Source organism: Microbacterium sp. GCS4, from assembly GCF_001262495.1.
Lineage (GTDB): Bacteria > Actinomycetota > Actinomycetes > Actinomycetales > Microbacteriaceae > Microbacterium.
This window is the reverse complement of record NZ_LGYE01000002.1, coordinates 265,027-286,157: the sequence shown is the minus strand read 5'-3', so window position 1 is coordinate 286,157 and position 21,131 is coordinate 265,027. Positions and strand designations below refer to the sequence as shown.

Here is a 21,131-nt window from a genome sequence, read left to right as displayed (position 1 = left end):
ATCGGCGGGACGGGACGGGGCGGGGCGGGGACGAGACGGGACGGGGACGGGACGGGGCGGGACGGGGACGGGACGGGGGCGGGAGACCGAATGCTCAGGCGCGGCCCTGCTGGCGGGTAGCGCCTCTCGTGTCGAGCGCCAGCTCCTCGGCATCCATGGCCGTCATGAGCTCGCGCATGACCTCCTCGTCGAGGTTGCCGGCGTCGCGCTCCTGCACGAGGATGTCGCGACGCACCTGCAGCCACCCGCGCGACAGCGCCACGAGGTCGTCGAACGAAGGACGGCGCACCGCGGCATCCTCGACCTCCTGCGCCTCGTCGGTGTCCTTCTGCACGCGCGTCATGCGCTTCGTGAACGCGTCGAACATGTCGAGGTCGGCGGGGCCGTGCTTCGCCTCCCACTCGGCGCGCTTCTCGGCGAGGAACTCCTTGCCGGCCGCGCGGCTCTTCGCCTTGACGGCCTCCAGCGCCCGCTCGTCCTCCTCCTCCTCGGAGTCGGTCGCGATCCCCAGGCCGCGGATCAGCATCGGCAGCGTGAGGCCCTGCAGCAGCAGCGTGCCCACGGTGACGATGAACGCCACCACGACGATCGCGTGCGAGGGCTCGGTCCCGAGCCCGGCGAGGTCGGCCGCGGCGAGCGCGGTCGCCAGCGTCACGACGCCGCGCATGCCCGCCCACGAGATCACGGCGTTGTCCTTCCAGGTGAGCTGGAGGCCCGCCATCCGGTCGCGCACGATCTTCGACCGCAGCTCCTCCGGCGTGTACTCCTTCCACCGCTTGGACTCACGGCGGCGCTCGTCGAACGCCCCGGAGGCGACGCTCCGATCCCAGCGTTCCAGCCGCCGGCGATCCTGGAAGTTCGACCACATGTTCGCCGGATACACGTACAGCGGACGCATGACGAGCACGACCAGCAGCACCGCTCCGGAGAGCAGCAGGATGCGCGGAACCTCTTCGCCGCCGAGGTCGTTCAGCACCCGCGGGAACTGCAGGCCGATGTACGCGAACACGAAGCTCTCCAGCAGCAGGTCGGCCGAGAGCCACAGGGGCTTCTCCTGCTGGCGGGTCGTGTAGTCGGTGCGCGGGGAGTTGTATCCGACGAACAGGCCCATCGCGACGACCGCGAGCACGCCGGAACCCAGCAGATGCTCGGCGATCGCGTAGGCGCCGAAGGGGGCGAGCAGCCCGAACGTGCCGATCACGACCGCGTCGTTCACCCGCATCCGGAGTTGGTGCAGCACGGCCCCGAACACGAGTCCGATGACGACGCCCACGCCCACCGCGAGTCCGAACTGTCCGATCCCGCCCCACACCGAGACCGTCGCCCCCGCGATGATCGCCGCGAACACGCGGTACAGCGTCAGCGAAGTCGCGTCGTTGATGAGGCTCTCCCCCGACAGCACGGTCATGATGCGGCGGGGCAGGCCGAGCTTGCGGCCGATCGCGGCGGCCGACACGGCGTCGGGCGGGGCGACGATCGCACCGAGCAGCAGGGCGCCGGGCAGCGTGAGCGACGGCAGGATCCACCAGGCGACCAGCCCGACCGCGACCGAGGTCAGCAGCACGAGCGTGATGCCGAGCCGGCGGATCTGCGGCAGGCTGCGCCTGAACCCCACGAACGACACGTCCAGCGCGGCCGAGTACAGCAGCGGCGGCAGTACGAGGTTCAGCAGCAGATGGCCGTCGATGTCGACGTCGGGGACGAAAGGCAGGAAGGATGCCGCGAGCGCGACCACCGTCACGAGCAGAGGTGCCGGCCAGCCCCGCCATCGCGCGACCGCCGCGACGACCACCGCACCGACGAGCACATAGAAGATCTCGGCATCCATGCCCCTCAAGATACTGCGCGGGGAATGCGCGCCGCAGTCCGCGGGTTGGAGAGGGGGTGACTGCTCTCTCCGTCCTCGACCTCATCCCGGTGCGCACCGGGCAGACCAGCGCGGAGGCCATCGCGGCCTCTCTGTCCCTCGCCGAGACGGCCGACCGGCTGGGCTATCGCCGGTACTGGTTCGCCGAGCACCACAACATGCCGGCGGTCGCGTCCACCACTCCCCCGGTGCTGATCGCCGCCGCCGCGATGCGCACCTCCCGCATCCGCCTGGGATCGGGTGGAGTGATGCTGCCGAACCACGCGCCGCTCATCGTCGCGGAGCAGTTCGCCGCGCTCGAGGCGATCGCGCCGGGACGCATCGACCTTGGTCTCGGCCGCGCCCCCGGCAGCGACCCCGTCATCACGCAGCTGCTGCGCGGATCGGGCACGACGAGCGACGTCGAGCAGTTCCCGCGCCACGTGCAGGACATCGGTGCGCTCACCTCGGACGAGGGCGCGACCGTGCGCTTCACGTCCGGCGGCGAGTACACCGTGCGCGCGACGCCCGCCGCGACCGGGGCTCCGGAGATCTGGCTGCTCGGGTCGAGCGACTACTCCGCCCAGCTCGCCGCTTCGCACGGGCTGCCCTACGTGTTCGCGAACCACTTCTCGGGGCAGGGCCTCGAGCGCGCGCTCGACCTGTATCGCAGCGGGTACCGGCCGAGCGAGGAGCATCCCGAGCCGCGTACGTTCCTCACCGTGAACGCGGTCGCCGCGCCCACGCAGGAGGAGGCCGAGGCCCGCGCCCTGCCGCAGCTGCGCATGATGGCGCGGCTGCGCCTGAACAAGCCGCTCATCGCGCTGGAGACCGTCGAGGAGGCGCAGGCCGCCGAGACGGATGCCGCCGAGCAGCAGGTCGTGGAGGCCGCGCGCTCGCGCTGGTTCGTCGGGACGGGCGAGTCCGTGGGCGCCGAGGCGCAGGCGTTCGCCGCGGCACACGGCGTCGACGAGATCATGCTGTCGCCGGTCGCGGGCGCGTTCGAGGCCGAGCCGCGCGACGCCGCCGGCGGGCGCGCGCAGACGCTCGAGCTCATCGCCGAGGCGCTGTAGCCCGCGGCATCCCGGCGTTCGCGGCAAGGGCTGGTTTTCGCGCACCTTCGGGCGTAGCCTCAGCGGCAACGGAAGGGGTTCGATGATGAGCACGAAGACTCTGGCCCTCTGGGTGGCGTACGGCACGAACGGCGTGGTCGGCAGCATCCGACACGATGATGAGGGGTACACCGTCGTCATGGCGGGTTCGGATGCCGCATCCGGCACCTTCCCCACCCTGGCGTCGGCGAAGGGCGCCCTGCACGCGAAGATGCGGCCGGGCAGCGCCTGGCCGATGTTCCGCGAGCACTGACCCGCTTCCCTCCCCGCCCCGCGCCCCTTCACCCGGCCCCATCCGGGCGATATGCCGGTCGCGAGATGGATAACGCCGCTGCGCGGTCTCTCCGCGAGGCGTTTTCCATCTATGGCTGGCTTGGGCGCGCCGCGAGCGCTCGGCGGATGCGGGAGATGACGTCGGTCGGAGCGTCGAGATCATGCTGCGTCAGTCGGATCACGATCCACCCGAGGTCCTCGAGACGCCGCTGTCGTGCGATGTCGCGTCGCCACTGCGCCTTGTCCGTGCGGTGCCCGTCTCCCTCATACTCGATCGCGATCCGCTGGTCCGGGTAGGCGAGGTCCACGCGCGCGACGAATTCGCCGCCGCTCCAGACCTCGTGCTGGATGACCGGCTCGGGAAGCCCGGCGTCGACGATCAGCAGTCTGGTCTGCGTCTCCTTCGGCGACTCCACCGCGTCGCGCGTGCGCCGCAATGCCCAGCGCACGGTCGCGATGCCCGCCGATCCACGCCAGTCCTGCACGCGGGATGCGAGTTCCTCCCGCGTCACCCGGGGACGTCGGACCTCCCGAAGACCGGGGTAGTTCCCCGACGACGTGATCACGGCATCGAGCATCACGACGAGCTGGTCCGCAGTCAGCTCAGGAGCGCAGCTCAGGACAGCGGCGACGGGATCGACCACGGGCACCCCGTGCACCCGCCAGGTCTGCGCACGGGACAGGGCGAGACGTCGCCCCGCGACCCCGTGGGTGCGCGGAGGATTGCGGCGATGGCCCACGGCGATGTGCAGCGGCTCGTCTGCGCGCCACCCCGTCGGGCACGGCAGTCCCCACAGGCGGACGGCCGTGGTCCCGACGAATCGCTGGCCGTCGCGGAGGCGCGGAACGTAGCAGCTCACGGTCTCCAGGAACGTCGTCGGCGGTTGGAACGCACGGATGCCGGGGAATGGACGCGCCAGGTCTGTGGCATCCGCCCGGCCACGGCGCACCCCGAGCGCCGATGCCTGAGAGAGGCTGAAGCTGTCTCCCAGCTCGTGCGGGAGGTCGCTGCGATGATGCATCCGGGAAGCCTGCCAGCATCCTTCGCCGCAGCGCCGTCCTCCGTCCGCTACGCCCACCGGATCGGGATAAGCCGCCCCCGCGGCATCCTGTGCAGGGAGCGTTGAGACCGATGGGAGATGGAAAACGCCTCCAGCAGGCACTCCTCAGAGGCGTTTTCCATCTCTCGACGGGAGGGGACGGGACGGGAGGGGACGGGGCGAGAGGGGACGGGGCGGGAGGGCGGGGCGAGAGGGGACGGGCCAGGAGGGGACGGGGCGGGAGGGGACGGGACGGGAGGGCGGGAGCGGCTACGCCTCCGGCTCGCCGGAGAGGATGCCGCGCAGCCAGTCGCGCGCCTCGACGAACACGTCATCGGCGTAGCGGTCGGGGTACTGCACGATCTGGCGGTCGGCGCGCGGGTACGACCCGAGGAACACGACGCGCGGGCTGAAACGCCGGATGCCGAGCAGCGCGTCGGCCATGCGCTCGTGGGAGATGTGCCCGTCGGCGTCGATCACGAACCGGTAGCGGCCGAGCTCGTCTCCGATGGGCCGCGACTGGATCAGCGAGAGGTTGATGCCGCGCGTCGAGAACTGCTCGAGCATCTCGAGGAGCGACCCGGGGTGGTCGTTCGGGAGCTCGACGATGAGCGAGGTCTTGTCCGCGCCGGTCGGCTCCGGCGCCGTGGTCGTGCGCGTGACGAGCACGAACCGCGTGACGGCCTGCGCGTTGTCGCCGATGTCGGACGCGAGCACGTCGACGTCGAGGTGCTTCACGACACCGGGGGCGGCGATGGCCGCCTGGGCGGGGAGCGACCCGTCGAGCACGCCGATCGCGGAGGCGACGTTGCTCGCGGCGGGCACGTGGGAGTGGGACGGCAGGTTCTCGCCGAGCCAGCCGTGGCACTGCGCGTAGGCGACCGGATGCGCGGCGATGACCGCCACGTCCGACAGCGTCGTGCCCCGCGGGGCCACGAGCACGAAGTTCACCCGCACGAGGTACTCGCCGATGATCCGCAGCCCGGGGATGGTCGCGAGCGCGTCCTGCGTGGTGGAGACGCCGCCCTCGACCGAGTTCTCGATCGCGATCATCGCCGCGTGGCTGCGCCCCTCCAGCACGTCCGCGAGAGCCTCGCCCACGTTGTGCACGGCGCGCCAGTCCTGCCCGCGCGCTTCGGCGACCTGCTCGAGCGCCGCCTCCGTGAACGTTCCGGCGGGGCCCAGATAGCTGTAGGTGCGGCGTTCGGTCACGCGTTTCACTGTAGGGCACGCGCCGGGTCCTGGAGGCGACGGGGCGGCCGCTGTCAAGCATCCGACTCGAAGGTGCGCGGATGCCGAGATGGGGGCAGACTGTCTGCATGACGAGCCGTGCCGGCCTCCCCGCGGAGGACACTGACCTGATCGACGTCGACGAGCTGATCTCGGCCTACTACGACCGCACCCCGGATCCCTCCGTCGCCGCGGAGCGTGTGGTGTTCGGCACCAGCGGTCACCGCGGGTCGTCGCTGTCGAAGAGCTTCAACGAGCATCACATCCTCGCCACCACACAGGCGATCGTCGACTACCGGGCGGCGCAGGGCATCACCGGCCCCCTGTTCCTCGGCCGCGACACGCACGCCCTGTCGCTGCCGGCCGAGCGCAGCGCGATCGAGGTGCTCGTCGCGAACGGGGTCGACGTGCGCGTGGACTCGCGCGACGCCTGGGTGCCGACGCCGGCGCTCAGCCACGCGATCCTCACGTACAACCGGGGCCGCGCGGCGGACGACGCGGGCCGCGCCGACGGCATCGTCGTGACGCCGAGCCACAACCCGCCGCGCGACGGCGGGTTCAAGTACAACCCGCCGCACGGCGGGCCGGCCGACACCGATGCGACCGGCTGGATCGCGAATCGCGCGAACGAGTTGATCGCCGCGGGGCTCGAGGGAGTGAAGCGCGAGCGGTTCGCGGACATCGACTGGGATGCCCTGCCGGGCTACGACTTCCGCGACGCGTACGTGCGCGACCTGTCGTCGATCATCGACGTCGACGCGATCCGCCGGGCGGGTGTGCGCATCGGCGCCGATCCGCTGGGCGGCGCCTCGGTCGAGTACTGGCAGCTCATCAAGGAGGTCCACGACCTGGACCTCACGGTCGTGAACCCCGAGGTCGACCCGACGTGGCGCTTCATGACGCTCGACTGGGACGAGAAGATCCGCATGGATCCGTCGTCGCCCTCGGCGATGGCCTCGCTCGTCGCGAAGCGGGGCGACTTCGACGTGCTCACCGGCAACGATGCGGATGCCGACCGCCACGGCATCGTCACCCCCGACGCCGGTCTCATGAACCCGAACCACTATCTCGCGGTCGCGATCGACTACCTGTTCTCGCACCGTGCCGAGTGGCCGCGCGACGCCGCGATCGGCAAGACGCTCGTGTCGTCGATGATCATCGACCGGGTCGCCGAGTCGCTCGGCCGCCGCCTGCTGGAAGTGCCGGTGGGCTTCAAGTGGTTCGTGCCCGGTCTGCTCGACGGCAGCGTCGCGTTCGGCGGCGAGGAGTCGGCGGGTGCCTCGTTCCTCCGCATGGACGGCTCGGTGTGGTCGACCGACAAGGACGGCATCCTGCTGTGCCTGCTCGCGGCCGAGATCATCGCGGTCACGGGCAAGACGCCCTCGGAGCGGTACCGCGAGCTGGAGGAGGCGTTCGGATCGTCCGCCTACCAGCGCGTCGACGCACCGGCCACGCCCGAGCAGAAGGCGACGCTCGGCAAGCTGGCGCCGGATGCCGTCTCGGCCACGTCCCTCGCGGGCGAGGAGATCACGGCGAAGCTGTCGAACGCTCCGGGCAACGGCGCTGCGATCGGCGGCCTCAAGGTGCAGACCGAGCACGCGTGGTTCGCCGCGCGGCCCTCGGGCACCGAAGACGTGTACAAGCTGTACGCCGAGAGCCTGCGGGGCCCCGAGCACCTCGCGCAGGTGCAGGAGGAGGCCAGGGCGGTCGTGTCCGCCGCGCTCGGAGGCTGAGCCCCGAGGCGGGCCACCGCGCTCAGCGAGCGAACCCGAGGCCCCGCTCGTTGAGCGAGCGCAGCGAGTCGAAACGCGCCGCACGTCGGCGGATGCGTTTCGTCTCGTCGCTGCGCTCCTCGCTCAACGACCGAGGTCAACGACCGGTCGTGCGGGCGAGCGCCGCGCCGGCCTCACGCAGCCAGCGGGCCGGCTCCCGGAGCGCGGCATCCGACGACCCCGCCAGCGCGGTGAGTGACGCGGATGCCGTGAACAGCGCCGTGTCCGCATCATCCGTGATGCGTCCGGCGGCGAGCATGGCCGCGGCTCCCGCGGAGGACGCGATCCCGGCGAGGAACGACGGGACCTTGCCGTCGCCGGACTGGCCGTCGTAGGAGCCCTCACCGGTGATCACGACGTCGGCTCCGCGGACGGCCTCCTCGAGGCCGATGAGCGCGGCTACTTCGGCCGCCCCCGACGCGAGTGTCGCGCCCCATGCGACGAGCGCCGCACCCGTGCCTCCCGCCGCCCCGGTGCCCGCGGTGGTCGGATCGAGGTCGAGCAGGGCGGCGAGGCGCGCCAGCCCGGCATCCGCCGTGGTGATGTCGTCGACCGAGTCGAGGCCCTTCTGCGGGCCGAACACCGCTGCCGCACCGCGCGCGCCGATCAGAGGGTTCGTGACGTCGGTGAGCACGCGCACCTCGGGGGCGGCGCGCAGGGCGCCGAGATCGACCGTGACGATGTCGGCGAGGCCACGGGCACCCCGGGCGACGGGATGCCCGTGCACGTCGAGGAACCGGGCGCCGAGTGCCGACAGCATCCCCGTGCCGCCGTCGGTCGACGCACTGGATCCGATGCCGACGACCAGCCGCGAGACGCCGTGATCGAGGGCCGCGGCGATCGCCTGACCGAAACCCGTGGTGTCGGCATCCCAGGGGCGCAGCTCGTCGAGCAGCTCGATGCCGGACGTCGAGGCGAGATCGACCACCGCGGTCCCGTTCGGCGCTGCGGCGTCGCCGGGCAACAGCAGCCACGAGGCGTCGATCCGACGCCCGGCGGGCCCGTCGACCGTCACGGGCATCCGGCGCGCTCCGGGAACCGCGGCCTCGAACGCCGCGACCGTGCCCTCCCCGCCGTCCGCCATCGGCCGGTGCACGAAGTCGGCGTCGGGGTCGACCGACGCCCATCCCTCTGCGAGCGCCGCGGCGGCGTCGGCGGCCGTGATCGTGCCCTTGAAGCTGTCCGGTGCGAGAACGACGCGGGTCATGCCGCGACCTCCGGGGTGCTCGAGCGCACCATGACCTCGAGCGGCAGTGGGGTCTGCTCCCAGTCGGCGTCGACCGTGGCGCGGAAGGCCTGATAGCCGATGTCGCTCAACGGCACCCGCACGGTCGTGAGGCCCGGCGTGACGTCGCTGCTCGACGGCACGTCGTCGAAGCCGCACACCGCGATGTCGCGCCCGACCTCGCGCCCGGCGTCGCGGATCGCCGACATGGCTCCGATCGCGATGACGTCGCTCATCCCGAACACGAGCGTTCCGGGATCGACGCCCTCGGCGAGCGCTGCCGCCATGCCCGTCGCGCCCGACTCGCGACGGAAGTCTCCGCGCAGCACGCGGTCGACGGTTCCTCCCCCCGCCTCGAAGCCGCTGCGGAATCCCGCGAGACGCTCATCGGAGGTGAGGATGCCGGGCGCTGCGGCGAGCGCGATCGCCGAGCGGTACCCGAGCGCGGCCATCCGACGGCCGAGCTCTTCGGCGCCCGCGCGGTTGTCGATCTCGATGTGCCGGTTCTCGCCGACCCTGGCGCCGAACGTGACGACGCGGCTGCCGAAGCGCGCGAAGCCGTCCAATTCGGCGACCGCGGCGGCATCCGTCGTCCCGCTCGTGCGGGATGCCGCGATGATGAGACCCTGCGGGCGCTGACCGCGCAGGGCCCGGACGATCCGTGCCTCGCGGGCCGGGTCGCGCTCGGTGATCGAGATCGTGACGACGAGACCATGCTCGTCGGCGCCGCGCGCGACGCCGGCGGCGATCAGCCCGAAGTACGGGTCGGCGATGTCGGCGACGAGCAGCGCGATGACCGGGGACGTGCCGCGTGCCGTCGCCTGGGCCGACACGTTCGCCGTGTAGCCGAGCGAGGCCGCAGCCTGCTCCACCTTCTCGCGGAACGACTCGGCCACCTTGCGATCGGAGCCGTTGAGCACGCGCGACGCGGTCGCGAGCGACACCCCCGCCTCCCGGGCGACGTCGTGCAGGGTGGGCGCCGCTCCGCGGGGCGGCCGCGGCTGACGCACGCGGGAAGGGCTTTCCGGCACACTCATGAGCCGAGCCTACTGGTCACCGCGACCGTGCCCGCGTGGAGGTCATGGCAGATGCGGTGACACCGCGGCCGCGAACGCCTCGGCGGTGCGCCGCACGACGTTCTCCGGAGCATCGGCCCAGACGTCGGCATGGAAGATCTCGACCTCGATGTCACGGTCGTATCCGGCATCCACCACGGCCCTCGTGAGCGACCCGAAGTCGATCACGCCGTCGCCCGGATAGTGCCTCGACAGCAGCGGATCGGCCGCGAGCGGCGTCTTCCAGTCGCACACCTGATACGTCGCGATGCGCCCCTCGCGCCCGGCGCGGGCGATCTGCTCGAGCACCTGCGGGTCCCACCAGATGTGGAACGTGTCGACCGCCGCGCCCACGACCTCCGGTGCGAAGTCCGCCGCGATGTCGAGCGCCTGACCCAGGGTCGAGACGACGGCGCGATCGGACGCGTACATCGGATGCAGCGGCTCGATCGCGAGCGTGACCCCGGCGGCCTCGGCATCCGTGGCCAGCGTCCCGATCGCGTCGCGCACCCGCTCCCGCGCCCCGATCAGATCGCGAGACCCGGCGGGCAACCCGCCCGCGACGAGCACGAGCACGGCCGTGGAGCCTTCCGCGCCGGCGGCGGCGAGCGTCGCGGTCTCCTCGATCGCGCGACGGTTATCGTCGAGGGCTGCGATGCGCTCCCGCCCCTCCGGCAGGGTGAAGAACCCGCCGCGGCAGTGGGTCGTGAACCGCAGGCCCGAATCGGCCAGCATCTGCGCCGCGAGGTCGAGACCCACCTCGTTCACCGGCTCGCGCCATAGTCCGATGGCGTGGATGCCGGCATCCGCCGTCACTCGCAGGGCGGTGGCGAGGTCCGCGTGCTTGATCGTGGCCTGGTTGATGCTCAGCCGCGGATCCGGGGCGTTCACGCGTCCACCCCGTTCAGGCGCAGCATCCCGTGCCAGCGCTCGCGCGCGAGCTGCGGATCCTCCAGCGCGAACGAGGCGTTCGCGAGCTCGACGATCCGGCTGAGATGCGGGAGGCTGCGGGCCGAGTGCAGTCCGCCGACCATCTGGAACGCCGGCTGGTGCCCGTTGAGCCACGCCAGGAACGCGACTCCTGTCTTGTAGTAGAACGTGGGGGCGGCGAACACCTGACGGCTGAGTTCTTCGGTCGGGCCGAGGATCTCGAGATAGCGCTGCGGGTCTCCGGCATCCAGCGCCTGGATCGCCGCCGAGGCGACCGGCGTGATCGCGGCGAACGCGCCGAGCAGCGCGTCGGAGTGGGTGCGTTTCGTCTCACTCCGCTCGCTCGACGACCGGTGACCCCCGATGAGCCCCACGTAGTGGAAGTCGTCGCCGGTGAACATCCGCACGCCCTCGGGCAACCGCTCCCGCACCGAGATCTCCGAGTCGGCGTTCAACAGGCTCATCTTCACGCCCGCGACCTTGTCGGGGTGCTCCCCGATGATGTCGAGGAGCACAGCGGATGCCGTCTCCCAGTCATCCGCTCCGAAGTAGCCCTGCAGCTCGGGATCGAAGGCAGGTCCGAGCCAGTGCAGCACGACCGGCACGGTCGCACTCGCCAGAACCTCCCGGTAGACGCGGCGGTAGTCGTCGGCATCCCCCGCCGCCCTCGCGACATGACGGGACGCCATGAGCACAGGACCGGCGCCCTGCTCCTCGGTGAAGTGCAGCTGCTGCTTGTAGGCGTCGATCACACGGTCGAGCGGGATGTGCGTCTCCTCGACGTGGTCGGTGTTCACCCCGACCACCACGGAGCCGCCCTCCTCGCGTGCCACCTCCGCGCTGCGGGCGATCAGCTCACGCACAGCCGTCGGGTCGAGCCCCATGTTTCGCTGCGCGGTGTCCATGGCGTCGGCGACGCCCAGGCCCCAGGAGTACACGTTGCGACGGAACGCGAGCGTGGCATCCCAGTCGATGTCGGCGGGGCGACCGGGCGTGTTGTCGGCGTGCGCCTTCGGCACGACGTGCGCGGCCGCGTAGGCGACGCGGCTCTGCAGCGGGGCGGTCGGCCGGGTGTAGCCGCCGCTGTCGTGCAGTTCGGTCTCGGAGGTCGCTCCGTCGGCGGCAAGGAGGCGGAGCGTGGTCATCGCAGGCCCAGGGGCTCGATCGCGACCTTGCGCCCCTCGGCGCTGGAGGTCAGGCCCGCCTCGGCGAACTGCACGCCGCGCGCGCCTGCGAGCAGGTCGAACGGGTAGTCCGTGCCCTCGACGTACGACACCAGGTATTCCTCCCACTGCTGGCGGAAGCCGTTGAGGAAGACGTCGTTGGTCGGCACCTGCTGCCAGTCGGCGTCGTAGTCGTGGTCGTCTTCGAGGTCGGGGTTCCAGACCGGCTTCGGGGTGGCGTTGCGGGGCTGGATCTTCGCGCCGAACAGTCCGACCACGGCGGACCCGTGGGTGCCGTCGACCTGGAACTCGACGAGCTCGTCGCGGTTCACGCGCACGGTCCAGCTCGAGTTGATCTCGGCGATGACGCCGCCCTCGATCTCGAAGATGCCGTAGGCCGCGTCCTCGGCGGTCGCGGTGTACCGCTCGCCCTTCTCGTCCCAGCGGTCGGCGATGTGCACCGCCGCCTGCGCGTACACGCTCTTCACCGCGCCGAACAGGTTCTCGAGCACGTAGTTCCAGTGCGGGAACATGTCGACGATGATGCCGCCGCCGTCCTCCGTGCGGTAGTTCCAGCTCGGCCGCTGGGCGGGCTGCCAGTCGCCCTCGAACACCCAGTAGCCGAACTCGCCGCGCACCGACAGGATGCGCCCGAAGAAGCCCGAGTCGATCAGGCGCTTGAGCTTCTGCAGACCGGGCAGGTAGAGCTTGTCGTGCACGACGCCGGTCTTGACCCCGGCCTCGTCCGCGAGACGGGCGAGTTCGAGCGCCTCCTCGAGCGATTCGGCGGTGGGCTTCTCGGTGTAGATCGCCTTGCCGGCGGCGATGGCCTTGCGGAGGGCGGCCGCGCGGGCCTTGGTCACCAGGAAGTCGGCGTAGATCTCCCACTGCGGGTCGGCGAGCGCGGCATCCAGGTCGGTCGTGTAGTCGGCGATGTCGTGGCGCGCGGCGAGCTCGGCGAGCTTGGCCTCGTTGCGACCCACGAGCAGCGGCTTGACCGTGACGCGCGAGCCGTCGGGCAGCTCGATGCCGCCCTGCTCTCGGATCGCGAGGATCGAGCGCACGAGGTGCTGCCGGTAGCCCATGCGCCCGGAGACGCCGTTCATGATGATCCCGATCTCGCGGGTGGTCGCCTGTGCCATGCGTGGTCCGTTCTGTGAATCTGGGTAAACGCTTTCCAGCACGATCTCATGGCTCGGGGCGGAGCGCAAGCGTTCTGGGAAAACGCTCTCCGCTCCACGTCACGTCTCGAAAGATGGAAAACGCATCGGAAGCGGGCCCTTCCGGAGCGTTTTCGATCTTTCGAATCAGCGGATGCTGGCGCGCTCGACCAGGACAGTCGGGACGACGGTGGATGCCGGGGCGTCGGCACCCTCTATCTCTGCGACGAGCAGGTCCACGGCACGATGCGCGAGCGCGGTGAAGTCCTGCCGGACGGTCGTGAGCGGAGGGCGGAAGTTCGCCGCCTCCGGCACGTCGTCGAAGCCGATCACCGCGACATCCGCGGGCACCCGTCGCCCCGCTTCGGCGAGCGCCCGCAGCAGGCCCAGCGCCATCTGGTCGTTCGCGCAGAACACCGCGGATGCCGAGGCGAGCGCATCCCCCGCCGCGTACCCCGCGTCCGCCGACCAGTCCCCCCGTACGACCGGCGACACCGCGGCGCCCGCAGCCTGCAGGGTCTCGCGCCATCCGCGCTCGCGCTCGGCCGCCGCGAAGGAATCCGCCGGGCCCGCGAGATGGTGCACCGTCGCGTGGCCGCTGTCGAGCAGGTGCGCGGTCGCGGCGGCGGCTCCCCCCGCGTGATCGCTGTGCACGACGACGAGACCGTCGTCCGCCGGGGCATCGACGACCACGAGGCGCAGATCGGCGGGGCGCTGCGCCGCGGGGACGAGCGCCGATGCCTCGTTGAGCACGAGCGCGCCGTCGACCTCCTGCTCGGCGAGGCGCGCGAACGCCTCAGCGACCGAGTCGCCCGCGGTCACGAGCATGAGGGCGTACCCCCGTTCGGCCGCTGCTTCGGCCGTGGCCTGCAGCATGCGCGAGTTGCCCACGGTGGCGAGTGTCGTGACGACGAGACCGATCGTGTGCGAGCGTCCGGTGCGCAGGGCGCGCGCAGCGCGGTGCGGGCGGTAGCCGAGGTCGGCCATGGCCCGTTCGACGCGCATGCGCGTCTCGGGATCGACCCGCGGGCTGCCGTTCACGACGCGGGAGACCGTCTGACCCGAGACGCCGGCGGCCGCGGCGACGGTCGCCATCGAGACGCGCGCCGAGGTGGGCCGAGCGTCGGGCGATCGCGGCGGGTGCACGGAACCGTCGTCCACTCGAGGCACCTCCGCTCCGCCGCCACAACTCCGGTGTGTTGACGTTACCACGCCCCCATGCGTACCATGTTGACGTGAACATGCCAGATTCTCCGGAGAACCGCACGGCGACCAGCGCCGCTGTGCAGCCCCAGATGCTCCGGGCCGGAGTCGTGAAGCGCGCGACGACGCTCGCCGACGGACGCGAACTGCTGTACTTCGACGACCCCGGCACGACCCTCGGCCCCGAGCGCGCGATCGACTCCCGCGTGCTCGATGCCCGCGGCGAGACCGCGACGATGCGACTCGACGTGCTCTCCGGGGACTGGATCACGGTCGCCGCGAACCGGCAGAACCGCGTGATGATGCCGAGCGCCGACGCCGATCCTCTCGCCCCGCAGAGCGCGACGAACCCGTCCGAGATCCCGTCGCTGTACGACGTCGCCGTGTTCGAGAACCGCTCCCCCTCATTCGGCCCCGCGCTCGCCGACGCGCTCGACGGAGCACCCGCAGCGAGCAATCCCCCGCGCGGACTCGACGATCTCGAGGCACTCGGCCTCGGCCGCACCCGCACCTCGGTCGGACGCTGCGAGGTCGTGTGCTTCAGCCCCGAGCACACCGGGTCGTTCGGCACGCAGTCGGTCACCCGTGCGCGCACCGTGATCGAGGCGTGGGCCGACCGCACGGCCGCTCTCTCCTCCCTGCCCGGAATCGAGCAGGTGTTCCCGTTCGAGAACCGCGGCGAGGCGATCGGCGTCACGCTCCCGCATCCGCACGGCCAGATCTACGCCTACCCGTACGTGACCCCGCGCACGACGCGCGTGCTGGAGAGCATCGAGCGCACCGGCGCCGACCTGTTCTCCCGCATCCTCGAGTTCGAGCAGCGCTCCGAGCGCGTCGTGCTGCGCGGCGAGCACTGGACCGCGTTCGTGCCCTTCGCGGCGCGCTGGCCCCTCGAGGTGCACCTCATGCCGCACCGGCACGTCGCCGACCTCGCCGAGACGACGGATGCCGAGCGCGACGAGCTCGCACCCCTGTACCTGCGCCTGCTGCGAGGCGTGGACGCCCTGTACGACACCCCCACCCCGTACATCGCCGCCTGGCATCAGGCCCCGGTCCGCCGCGGGCGCGACAGCGTGCGCCTGCACCTTCAGCTCACGAGCCCGCGTCGCGCGGCCGACAAGCTCAAGTTCCTGGCCGGGTCGGAGGCGGCGATGGGCGCCTGGGCCGCCGAGGTCGCACCCGAGCAGGGCGCCGCACGTCTGCGCGCGGCGGTCGAGAGCATCCCCGAGGTCAGGGCATGAGCGCGCACGCCGCGCCGACCGCCGCCGCCGCGGAGGAGCTGTTCACGACCCTGACCGGTCATGCCCCCGAGGGCCTCTGGTCGGCGCCCGGCCGCGTCAACCTCATCGGCGAGCACACCGACTACAACGACGGCTTCGTGCTGCCCTTCGCGATCCCGCACCGCACGGTCGCGGCCGTGGGCCGTCGTGACGACGACCGCATCCGGGTGGCCTCGACCTTCGCGGACGAGCCCGTGGAGGTGGCGCTCGACGACCTGCACCGGCTGTTCCCGACCCCCGCGGGCGAGGCACCCCGCGTCGCGGAATGGGCCGCGTACCCGCTCGGCGTCGCCTGGGCGCTGCGCGAAGCGGGCGTCACCGGCTCCGGCGTCGACATCGCGCTCGCGTCCGACGTCCCGGTCGGCGCGGGACTTTCCTCGTCAGCGGCGATCGAGGGCGCGACGGCATCCGCCCTGAACGATCTGTGGGGTGCGGGACTCGACCGCGTCGCGCTCGCGCGCATCGGCCGGACGGCCGAGAACGACGCAGTGGGCGCACCCACCGGGATCATGGACCAGATGGCGTCGATGCTGGGCGAGCCGGACTCCGCGATCTTCCTCGACTGCCGGTCCCTCGACGCGGTGCCCGTGCCGGTCGGGATCGTCGAGGCCGGTCTCGCGGTGCTCGTGATCGACACGCGCGTCGCGCACGCGCACTCGACGGGTGGCTATCGCGAGCGCCGTGCGTCGTGCGAGCGGGGAGCCCGGATGCTCGGCGCGACGAGCCTGCGCGACGTGTCGGTCGACGATCTCGGCCGCGCCGAGAGCATCCTCGACGACGTGACCTTCCGACGCGTCCGTCACGTCGTGACCGAGAACCAGCGCGTGCTCGACACGGTGCGCACGCTGCGCGAGCAGGGGGCCCGGGCGATCGGCGGCCTGCTCGTCGCCTCGCACGCCTCGATGCGCGACGACTTCGAGATCTCGGTGCCGGAGCTCGACACGGCCGTGGACGCGGCGCTCTCGGCGGGGGCGATCGGCGCGCGCATGACCGGCGGAGGATTCGGCGGCGCGGCGATCGCGCTGATCGACCGCGACGCCGTGGGAGCGGTGACGGATGCCGTGCACGCCGCGTTCGCGGCATCCGGTTTCTCACCACCCGTGATGTTCACGGTGACGCCCTCGGAAGGCCCGCGACGCGACGCCTGACACGGGCACCTGGGTGCAGACCCGACGGTCGCCCGCGGGACACCTGGAAGAATCGTCCTGAGCCGCGCAGCGCGGCAGGAGAGGAACACATGTCCTGGATCGTCACCGGCGGCGCCGGCTACATCGGAGCCCACGTCGTCCGCGCCCTCGCCGGAGCAGGCCTCGACCCCGTGATCATCGACGACCTCTCCAGCGGCGTCGCGTCGTTCGCCCCCGAGGGCGTGCCGTTCGTGCGCGGCAGCATCCTCGATCGCGACCTCGTCGAGAGCACACTGCGGGAGTACCGCGCGGAGGGCGTGATCCACGTCGCCGGCTACAAGTACGCGGGCGTCTCGGTGCAGCGCCCCCTGCACACCTACGCGCAGAACGTCGAGGGCACGCGCGTGATCCTCGAGGCCATGCAGGCCGTCGGCGTGCAGAACATCGTGTTCTCGTCGTCCGCGGCCGTGTTCGGCACCCCGGACGTGCCCCTCGTCGTCGAGGACACCGCGAAGCGCCCGGCCAGCCCCTACGGCGAGTCCAAGCTCATCGGCGAATGGCTGCTGCGCGACCAGGCGGTCGCGACGGCGGACTCGGATGCCCCGCTGCGCCACACCTCGCTGCGGTACTTCAACGTCGTGGGCTCGGCGGACCCGACCGTGTACGACGTGAGCCCGCACAACCTGTTCCCGATCGTGTTCGAGGCGCTGCTCGACGGCCGCACCCCGAAGATCTTCGGAGACGACTACGCCACGGAGGACGGCACGAACGTGCGCGACTACGTGCACGTCGGCGACATCGCGGCCGCGCACGTCGCCGCCGCGCAGCGGCTCGCGGCAGGCGAGCACGTCGAGCCCGCCTACAACCTCGGCTCCGGCGACGGGCTGAGCGTGAAGCAGATCATGGATGCCGTGGCGCGGGTCACCGGCATCGACTTCGCCCCCGAGATCGGCCCCCGACGCCCGGGCGACCCCGACCGGATCGTGGCGACGGGCGAGCTCGCCGCACGCGACCTGGACTGGAAGATGCGGTACTCGGTCGACGAGATGGTCCGCACGGGCTGGGAGGCCCGCCGCCGCGCGAGCTGAGCGACGCTGGCCGGGGCGTTTCGTCTCGTCGCTTCGCTCCTCGCTCAACGACCGGAAACGCCTCCCCGGTCGTTGAGCGAGCGCAGCGAGACGAAACGCGTCCGGACCCGTTTCGTCTCGTCGCTTCGCTCCTCGCTCAACGACCGGGGCGCTCGGCTCGCTCAGCGACCGGGGACGTCGCGCGCGCGGATCGGGTAGAGCCAGAAGCACAGCCACGCGAGCACCGTGAACACGAGCGGCACGACCGCGACCATGATCCGGATGCCGCCGTCGACGGACTCGGGCTGGGCGTCGCCGAGACCCGCGTCGAACCCGGATGCCGTGAGCACGGCCGCCGCGACGACGGCCTGCAGCACAACCGAGCCGCGCACCACGAAGCCGTTGATGCCGAAGTAGGCCCCCTCGCGGCGGTGCCCGGTGCGGACGGCATCCTCGTCGATGATCTGCGCGAGCACGACCTCGAGCAGCTGCAGCAGTCCTCCCACCCCGACGCCGACGGCGACGCCCACGAGCGCCGCGGCGAGCACGCTCGACGGCAGCAGATAGCCGAGCACGGCGACGCCGAACACGGCCACGCTCCACAGCAGGGCGGTGCGCGGCGAGGTGCGGCGCACGACCGCACTCCACAGCACGATCGACGGGATTGCGGTGACGAAGATCGCCCCGAGCAGCAGGCTCCCCTCGCTCTCGGCGGCGTGCAGCGAGTAGCGCACGTAGAACGGGATGGCGGCGAGGATCACGGCGATCGACGTCTGCACGCACAGCGAGCCGAGCACATACGGCACGAAGGCCCGGTTCGCGAACGTGTACCGCAGCTGGTCGCCCCAGCGCATCGCCTCGGACGACGCCTCGGGCACGCGCCGCTCGACCATGCCGCCCGCGAACGACCAGACCAGCATCCCGAGGCACACGATCGCGAGCACGATCGCCATCCCGGGCCAGCCGATCCAGCCGTACAGGGCGGGGGCGCCGGCCGTGCCCAGCACCATTCCGAGGATCGCGAAGATCTGCCGTGGCACGTTGCCGCGGGCGCGCTCCTCGGTGGTGCGGAAGATCTCGGGAAACAGCGCCGAGACGTTGAGCACGACCACGACGAAGGCGATGTCGTACACGGCGACGACCACGAGGAACCAGACGATGAGCCCTGCGGTCGGCAGGGCCGGCGGCATCCACACGAGGGCGAAGGCCACGACCAGCGGCACGATGCCGATCCCGATCCACGGGATGCGTCGGCCCCAGGGCGTGCGGATGCGGTCGGACAGCGCCCCGACGACCGGGTTCAGCACCGCGTTCAGCACCCCGTGGGCGATCATGGCCGCCGCGACCCAGGCCGGCGCGACACCGAGGTGGGTGACGTAGAAGTAGACGACGAACGCCGAGAACGTCTGCGCCATGAGCTGCGTCGGAAATCCCGAGGCGCCGAAGGCCAGGGCCTGAGCGCGGGTGGGGGCGGCATCGAGCCGTCGATCGCGCAGGCGCGTCGTGAGCGAGCTCACCGCTCTCCCCTCTGCAGGTCGCGCAGATCGCGCCATCCGATGCGCACCAGACCCTCCTCCTCGATCGCCTGCAGCACCATCGGGTCGCTCAGCAGCCGCAGCTCATGCCCGCGCTTCTGGGCGCCGAAGTCGACCGCGGCGCGCAGCTCGTCATCGTCGACCATGGGATGCAGATAGATCTCGGTGACCCCTGCCGGCACGGCGCGCAACAGGGCGAGGAACCCCTCCCGCACCCATTCGTAGGTCTCTCCGGGCAGCGCGTCGAAGGGGTGCGTCCAGAGCCGATCGACGATCTCCACGCCGAGCGCGTCGGCGGCCGCGGCGGCCTCGGTGAGCGTCGCCTGCAGCGCGGGGTCGCCGGCCGCGCCCTCCATGGTCCGCGGGAGGCGGAAGGGCAGTCCGTGGCGGGCCGCCAGTTCGAGCACGGGGCCGAGGAAGTCGCGGCCGGTGAGCAGTCCGTAGACCGAGCCCATGTGGTTGTCGAGATGCGTGACGTCGACTCCGGCGTCGAGGGCGGCCTGCAGCTGCGCCGCGATCTCGGCGGCGACGTCGGCGTCTGACGCACCCTGCTCGACCGCGAGCACCTCGGCGGGGAAGTACCCCGCCCCGTCGACGAGGGTCGTGGCGGTGCCGGTCAGGGGACGCCAGCGGTACCGCGTCCACTCGCTCGTGAGCACGAGATGCACGCCCACGTCGAGGTCGGTGCGGGATGCCGCGAACGCGAGCGCCTCCGGCGCCCACGGGCACGGGACCATCACGGTCGTCGAGTCGACGAGTCCGGCCGGCAGCAGCTGCATGATGGCGGTGTTCGCGGCGTGGCACATGCCGAAGTCGTCGGCGTTGACGATGATCGCGCGCGCCCCGGGGGCCAGGCCCAGACGGTCGGCGAGGTCCGAGATCATCGGGACGACCGTGCGCCCGTGGCGCCGCGTTCGAGGGACGCGCCCCGATCCACAGAGGGGACCAGGCGCGAGAAGACCGTCGCACGCAGCGCGGCGGCCGACTCCTGCACGGCGCCCACCAGCGGGGCCTCCGGCCCGAACGCCGACACGAGGAAGCGCATCGGCAGCTGCGCGGCGTACTCGTCCGCGACCCGCTCCACCGCCTCGACGAGCACGGGATGCGTGGCGAGCCCGCCGAGGATGAACGCCTCGGGGTCGAGCACGAGCGCGATGCTGCCCGCCACGATCGTGAGACGACGTCCCATCTCGGCCGCCATCGCGAGGGCGGCCGAGTCTCCGGCGGCAGCGGCGTCGAGGTGCTGGTGGACGCTCTCCTCGGGGTCGCGTCCGTGCGCGAGAGCGAGGTCGCGCACCACGGCGTCGCCGAGGACGGGGGCGCCTATCGGCACGGGCGTCTGCGGCAGGAACGTGATCTCGCCGGCGACGCCGGAGAACCCCCGGTGCAGCATCCCGTCGATCACGATGCCGCCGCCGAGGCCGTCGTCGAGCAGCAGCAGCGCGAAGCTCGCGAGCTCGGAGCCGCGTCCGTCGGCGAGCTCCGCCAGAGCGGCGAGGTTCACGTCGTTCTCGACCCGGACGGCCGCGCCGAGCCTGGCGGAGAGCGCGGCTCGGAACGCTCCGCCGTCGGGGCCCTGGTCGTCGCGGATCGCCCCGTCGGCGGTGACGATGCCCGGCACGCCGACGACCGCGACGTGCAGGGGTCCGTTCACCTTGGCGAGACAGGCCTCGATCAGCTCGGCGATGTGGGCCACACGGTCGCCGAGAGGCGGGAACGGGCCGTGGGTCTCCACGCGCACGGCGCCGGTCGCATCGACGAGCGCGACGTGCGCGGCCGAGGGCTCGACGTGCACGGCGGCCGCGTATCCGAGGGAGGGATGCAGGGACACGCGCCCCGCGGCGGGTCCGCGCGTCTCCCGGTCGACGCCGGCGGCGGCGACGGCCTCCGAACCCTCCAGCATCCGCAGCACCTGGGTGACCGCGGTGCGGGAGAGACCCGTCTCGGTCATGAGCTCGGCGCGTGTGAGAGGTCCGCGGCGGGCGAGCGATTCGAGGATCGCGCGTCCGTTCAGCGTGCGCAGCAGCGTCTGCGGACCGGCGAGCGGTCGTGCCATGAGGGTCCCCCCGGAGTCGACGTCGGACCCAGCATAGACACATTGCGTCTGACTGGT

General features: G+C 71.8%; 18 protein-coding genes. 6 read left to right on the top strand and 12 right to left on the bottom strand.

The features are described from left to right. Positions 1-94: 94 nt before the first annotated feature. The gene (locus AKH00_RS08575) at positions 95-1,828 is read right to left on the bottom strand and encodes a cation:proton antiporter (RefSeq protein WP_050722313.1); all 1,734 of its coding nucleotides are present in this window, start codon (positions 1,826-1,828) and stop codon (positions 95-97) included. A gap of 56 nt (positions 1,829-1,884) precedes the next feature. On the opposite strand from AKH00_RS08575, the gene AKH00_RS08570 reads away from it, so the two are divergent. Next, on the top strand, positions 1,885-2,919 hold the full coding sequence (locus tag AKH00_RS08570; RefSeq protein ID WP_050722312.1) for an LLM class flavin-dependent oxidoreductase: 1,035 nt from the start codon (positions 1,885-1,887) through the stop codon (positions 2,917-2,919). Between the two features lie 85 nt (positions 2,920-3,004). Then, on the top strand, positions 3,005-3,211 hold the full coding sequence (locus tag AKH00_RS08565) for a methyltransferase (RefSeq protein WP_235556726.1): 207 nt from the start codon (positions 3,005-3,007) through the stop codon (positions 3,209-3,211). Between the two features lie 109 nt (positions 3,212-3,320). On the opposite strand, the gene AKH00_RS08560 is transcribed toward AKH00_RS08565, so the two are convergent. Then, positions 3,321-4,253: an endonuclease domain-containing protein gene (locus AKH00_RS08560; RefSeq protein WP_050722310.1), complete on the bottom strand. Its 933-nt coding sequence runs from the start codon at positions 4,251-4,253 to the stop codon at positions 3,321-3,323. 288 nt (positions 4,254-4,541) lie between these two features. After that, the gene (gene pheA / locus AKH00_RS08555; protein ID WP_050722309.1) at positions 4,542-5,492 is read right to left on the bottom strand and encodes a prephenate dehydratase; all 951 of its coding nucleotides are present in this window, start codon (positions 5,490-5,492) and stop codon (positions 4,542-4,544) included. Positions 5,493-5,590: 98 nt separating this feature from the next. Between pheA and pgm the strand changes: the two genes are divergently transcribed. Then, complete coding sequence (gene pgm / locus AKH00_RS08550; RefSeq protein WP_050722308.1) at positions 5,591-7,234, top strand: phosphoglucomutase (alpha-D-glucose-1,6-bisphosphate-dependent); 1,644 nt, start codon at positions 5,591-5,593, stop codon at positions 7,232-7,234. Positions 7,235-7,370: 136 nt separating this feature from the next. Here the strand turns inward: pgm and AKH00_RS08545 are convergent, their stop codons facing one another. The 6 genes from AKH00_RS08545 to AKH00_RS08520 all read right to left on the bottom strand — a co-directional run bounded on the left by AKH00_RS08545 (position 7,371) and on the right by AKH00_RS08520 (position 13,901). Continuing rightward, the gene (locus AKH00_RS08545; protein WP_050722307.1) at positions 7,371-8,480 is read right to left on the bottom strand and encodes a glycerate kinase; all 1,110 of its coding nucleotides are present in this window, start codon (positions 8,478-8,480) and stop codon (positions 7,371-7,373) included. Beyond that, entirely contained in the window at positions 8,477-9,535 is a 1,059-nt protein-coding gene (locus AKH00_RS08540; protein WP_050722306.1) for a LacI family DNA-binding transcriptional regulator, read from the bottom strand. The genes AKH00_RS08545 and AKH00_RS08540 overlap by 4 nt, the downstream gene beginning before the upstream one ends. Positions 9,536-9,577: 42 nt before the next feature. Then, a complete protein-coding gene (locus AKH00_RS08535; protein WP_050722305.1) occupies positions 9,578-10,444 on the bottom strand; it encodes a sugar phosphate isomerase/epimerase family protein in 867 nt (288 codons plus the stop codon). Then, positions 10,441-11,628, bottom strand: coding sequence for a dihydrodipicolinate synthase family protein (locus tag AKH00_RS08530; protein ID WP_050722304.1), 1,188 nt, complete (start codon positions 11,626-11,628; stop codon positions 10,441-10,443). Before AKH00_RS08530 ends, AKH00_RS08535 begins: the two co-directional genes overlap by 4 nt. After that, the gene (locus AKH00_RS08525; RefSeq protein WP_050722303.1) at positions 11,625-12,788 is read right to left on the bottom strand and encodes a Gfo/Idh/MocA family protein; all 1,164 of its coding nucleotides are present in this window, start codon (positions 12,786-12,788) and stop codon (positions 11,625-11,627) included. Before AKH00_RS08525 ends, AKH00_RS08530 begins: the two co-directional genes overlap by 4 nt. A gap of 165 nt (positions 12,789-12,953) precedes the next feature. Next, positions 12,954-13,901, bottom strand: coding sequence for a LacI family DNA-binding transcriptional regulator (locus AKH00_RS08520; protein ID WP_050722903.1), 948 nt, complete (start codon positions 13,899-13,901; stop codon positions 12,954-12,956). Positions 13,902-14,101: 200 nt separating this feature from the next. On the opposite strand from AKH00_RS08520, the gene galT reads away from it, so the two are divergent. The 3 genes from galT to galE all read left to right on the top strand — a co-directional run bounded on the left by galT (position 14,102) and on the right by galE (position 17,504). After that, the gene (gene galT, locus AKH00_RS08515) at positions 14,102-15,250 is read left to right on the top strand and encodes a galactose-1-phosphate uridylyltransferase (RefSeq protein ID WP_200903846.1); all 1,149 of its coding nucleotides are present in this window, start codon (positions 14,102-14,104) and stop codon (positions 15,248-15,250) included. Continuing rightward, complete coding sequence (galK, locus tag AKH00_RS08510) at positions 15,247-16,437, top strand: galactokinase (protein WP_050722301.1); 1,191 nt, start codon at positions 15,247-15,249, stop codon at positions 16,435-16,437. Before galT ends, galK begins: the two co-directional genes overlap by 4 nt. 89 nt (positions 16,438-16,526) lie before the next feature. After that, complete coding sequence (gene galE, locus AKH00_RS08505; protein ID WP_050722300.1) at positions 16,527-17,504, top strand: UDP-glucose 4-epimerase GalE; 978 nt, start codon at positions 16,527-16,529, stop codon at positions 17,502-17,504. A 161-nt stretch (positions 17,505-17,665) separates the two neighbouring features. Here the strand turns inward: galE and AKH00_RS08500 are convergent, their stop codons facing one another. The 3 genes from AKH00_RS08500 to AKH00_RS08490 are packed head-to-tail and all read right to left on the bottom strand — an operon-like array spanning position 17,666 to position 21,074. Further along, a complete protein-coding gene (locus tag AKH00_RS08500) occupies positions 17,666-19,000 on the bottom strand; it encodes an MFS transporter (RefSeq protein WP_050722299.1) in 1,335 nt (444 codons plus the stop codon). Beyond that, entirely contained in the window at positions 18,997-19,902 is a 906-nt protein-coding gene (locus AKH00_RS08495) for a polysaccharide deacetylase family protein (protein ID WP_050722298.1), read from the bottom strand. The genes AKH00_RS08500 and AKH00_RS08495 overlap by 4 nt, the downstream gene beginning before the upstream one ends. Then, the gene (locus AKH00_RS08490) at positions 19,899-21,074 is read right to left on the bottom strand and encodes an ROK family transcriptional regulator (protein ID WP_082297513.1); all 1,176 of its coding nucleotides are present in this window, start codon (positions 21,072-21,074) and stop codon (positions 19,899-19,901) included. Before AKH00_RS08490 ends, AKH00_RS08495 begins: the two co-directional genes overlap by 4 nt. Between the last annotated feature and the right edge of the window lie 57 nt (positions 21,075-21,131).

Coding starts and splice junctions, on each gene's coding strand:
- AKH00_RS08575 (WP_050722313.1), bottom strand. CDS start 1,828: ATGGATGCCGAGATCTTCTATGTGCTCGTCGGTGCGGTGGTCGTCGCG.
- AKH00_RS08565 (WP_235556726.1), top strand. CDS start 3,005: ATGAGCACGAAGACTCTGGCCCTCTGGGTGGCGTACGGCACGAACGGC.
- AKH00_RS08560 (WP_050722310.1), bottom strand. CDS start 4,253: ATGCATCATCGCAGCGACCTCCCGCACGAGCTGGGAGACAGCTTCAGC.
- pgm (WP_050722308.1), top strand. CDS start 5,591: ATGACGAGCCGTGCCGGCCTCCCCGCGGAGGACACTGACCTGATCGAC.
- AKH00_RS08545 (WP_050722307.1), bottom strand. CDS start 8,480: ATGACCCGCGTCGTTCTCGCACCGGACAGCTTCAAGGGCACGATCACG.
- AKH00_RS08540 (WP_050722306.1), bottom strand. CDS start 9,535: ATGAGTGTGCCGGAAAGCCCTTCCCGCGTGCGTCAGCCGCGGCCGCCC.
- AKH00_RS08530 (WP_050722304.1), bottom strand. CDS start 11,628: ATGACCACGCTCCGCCTCCTTGCCGCCGACGGAGCGACCTCCGAGACC.
- AKH00_RS08525 (WP_050722303.1), bottom strand. CDS start 12,788: ATGGCACAGGCGACCACCCGCGAGATCGGGATCATCATGAACGGCGTC.
- AKH00_RS08520 (WP_050722903.1), bottom strand. CDS start 13,901: ATGGCGACCGTCGCCGCGGCCGCCGGCGTCTCGGGTCAGACGGTCTCC.
- galT (WP_200903846.1), top strand. CDS start 14,102: ATGCTCCGGGCCGGAGTCGTGAAGCGCGCGACGACGCTCGCCGACGGA.
- galK (WP_050722301.1), top strand. CDS start 15,247: ATGAGCGCGCACGCCGCGCCGACCGCCGCCGCCGCGGAGGAGCTGTTC.
- galE (WP_050722300.1), top strand. CDS start 16,527: ATGTCCTGGATCGTCACCGGCGGCGCCGGCTACATCGGAGCCCACGTC.
- AKH00_RS08495 (WP_050722298.1), bottom strand. CDS start 19,902: ATGATCTCGGACCTCGCCGACCGTCTGGGCCTGGCCCCCGGGGCGCGC.
- AKH00_RS08490 (WP_082297513.1), bottom strand. CDS start 21,074: ATGGCACGACCGCTCGCCGGTCCGCAGACGCTGCTGCGCACGCTGAAC.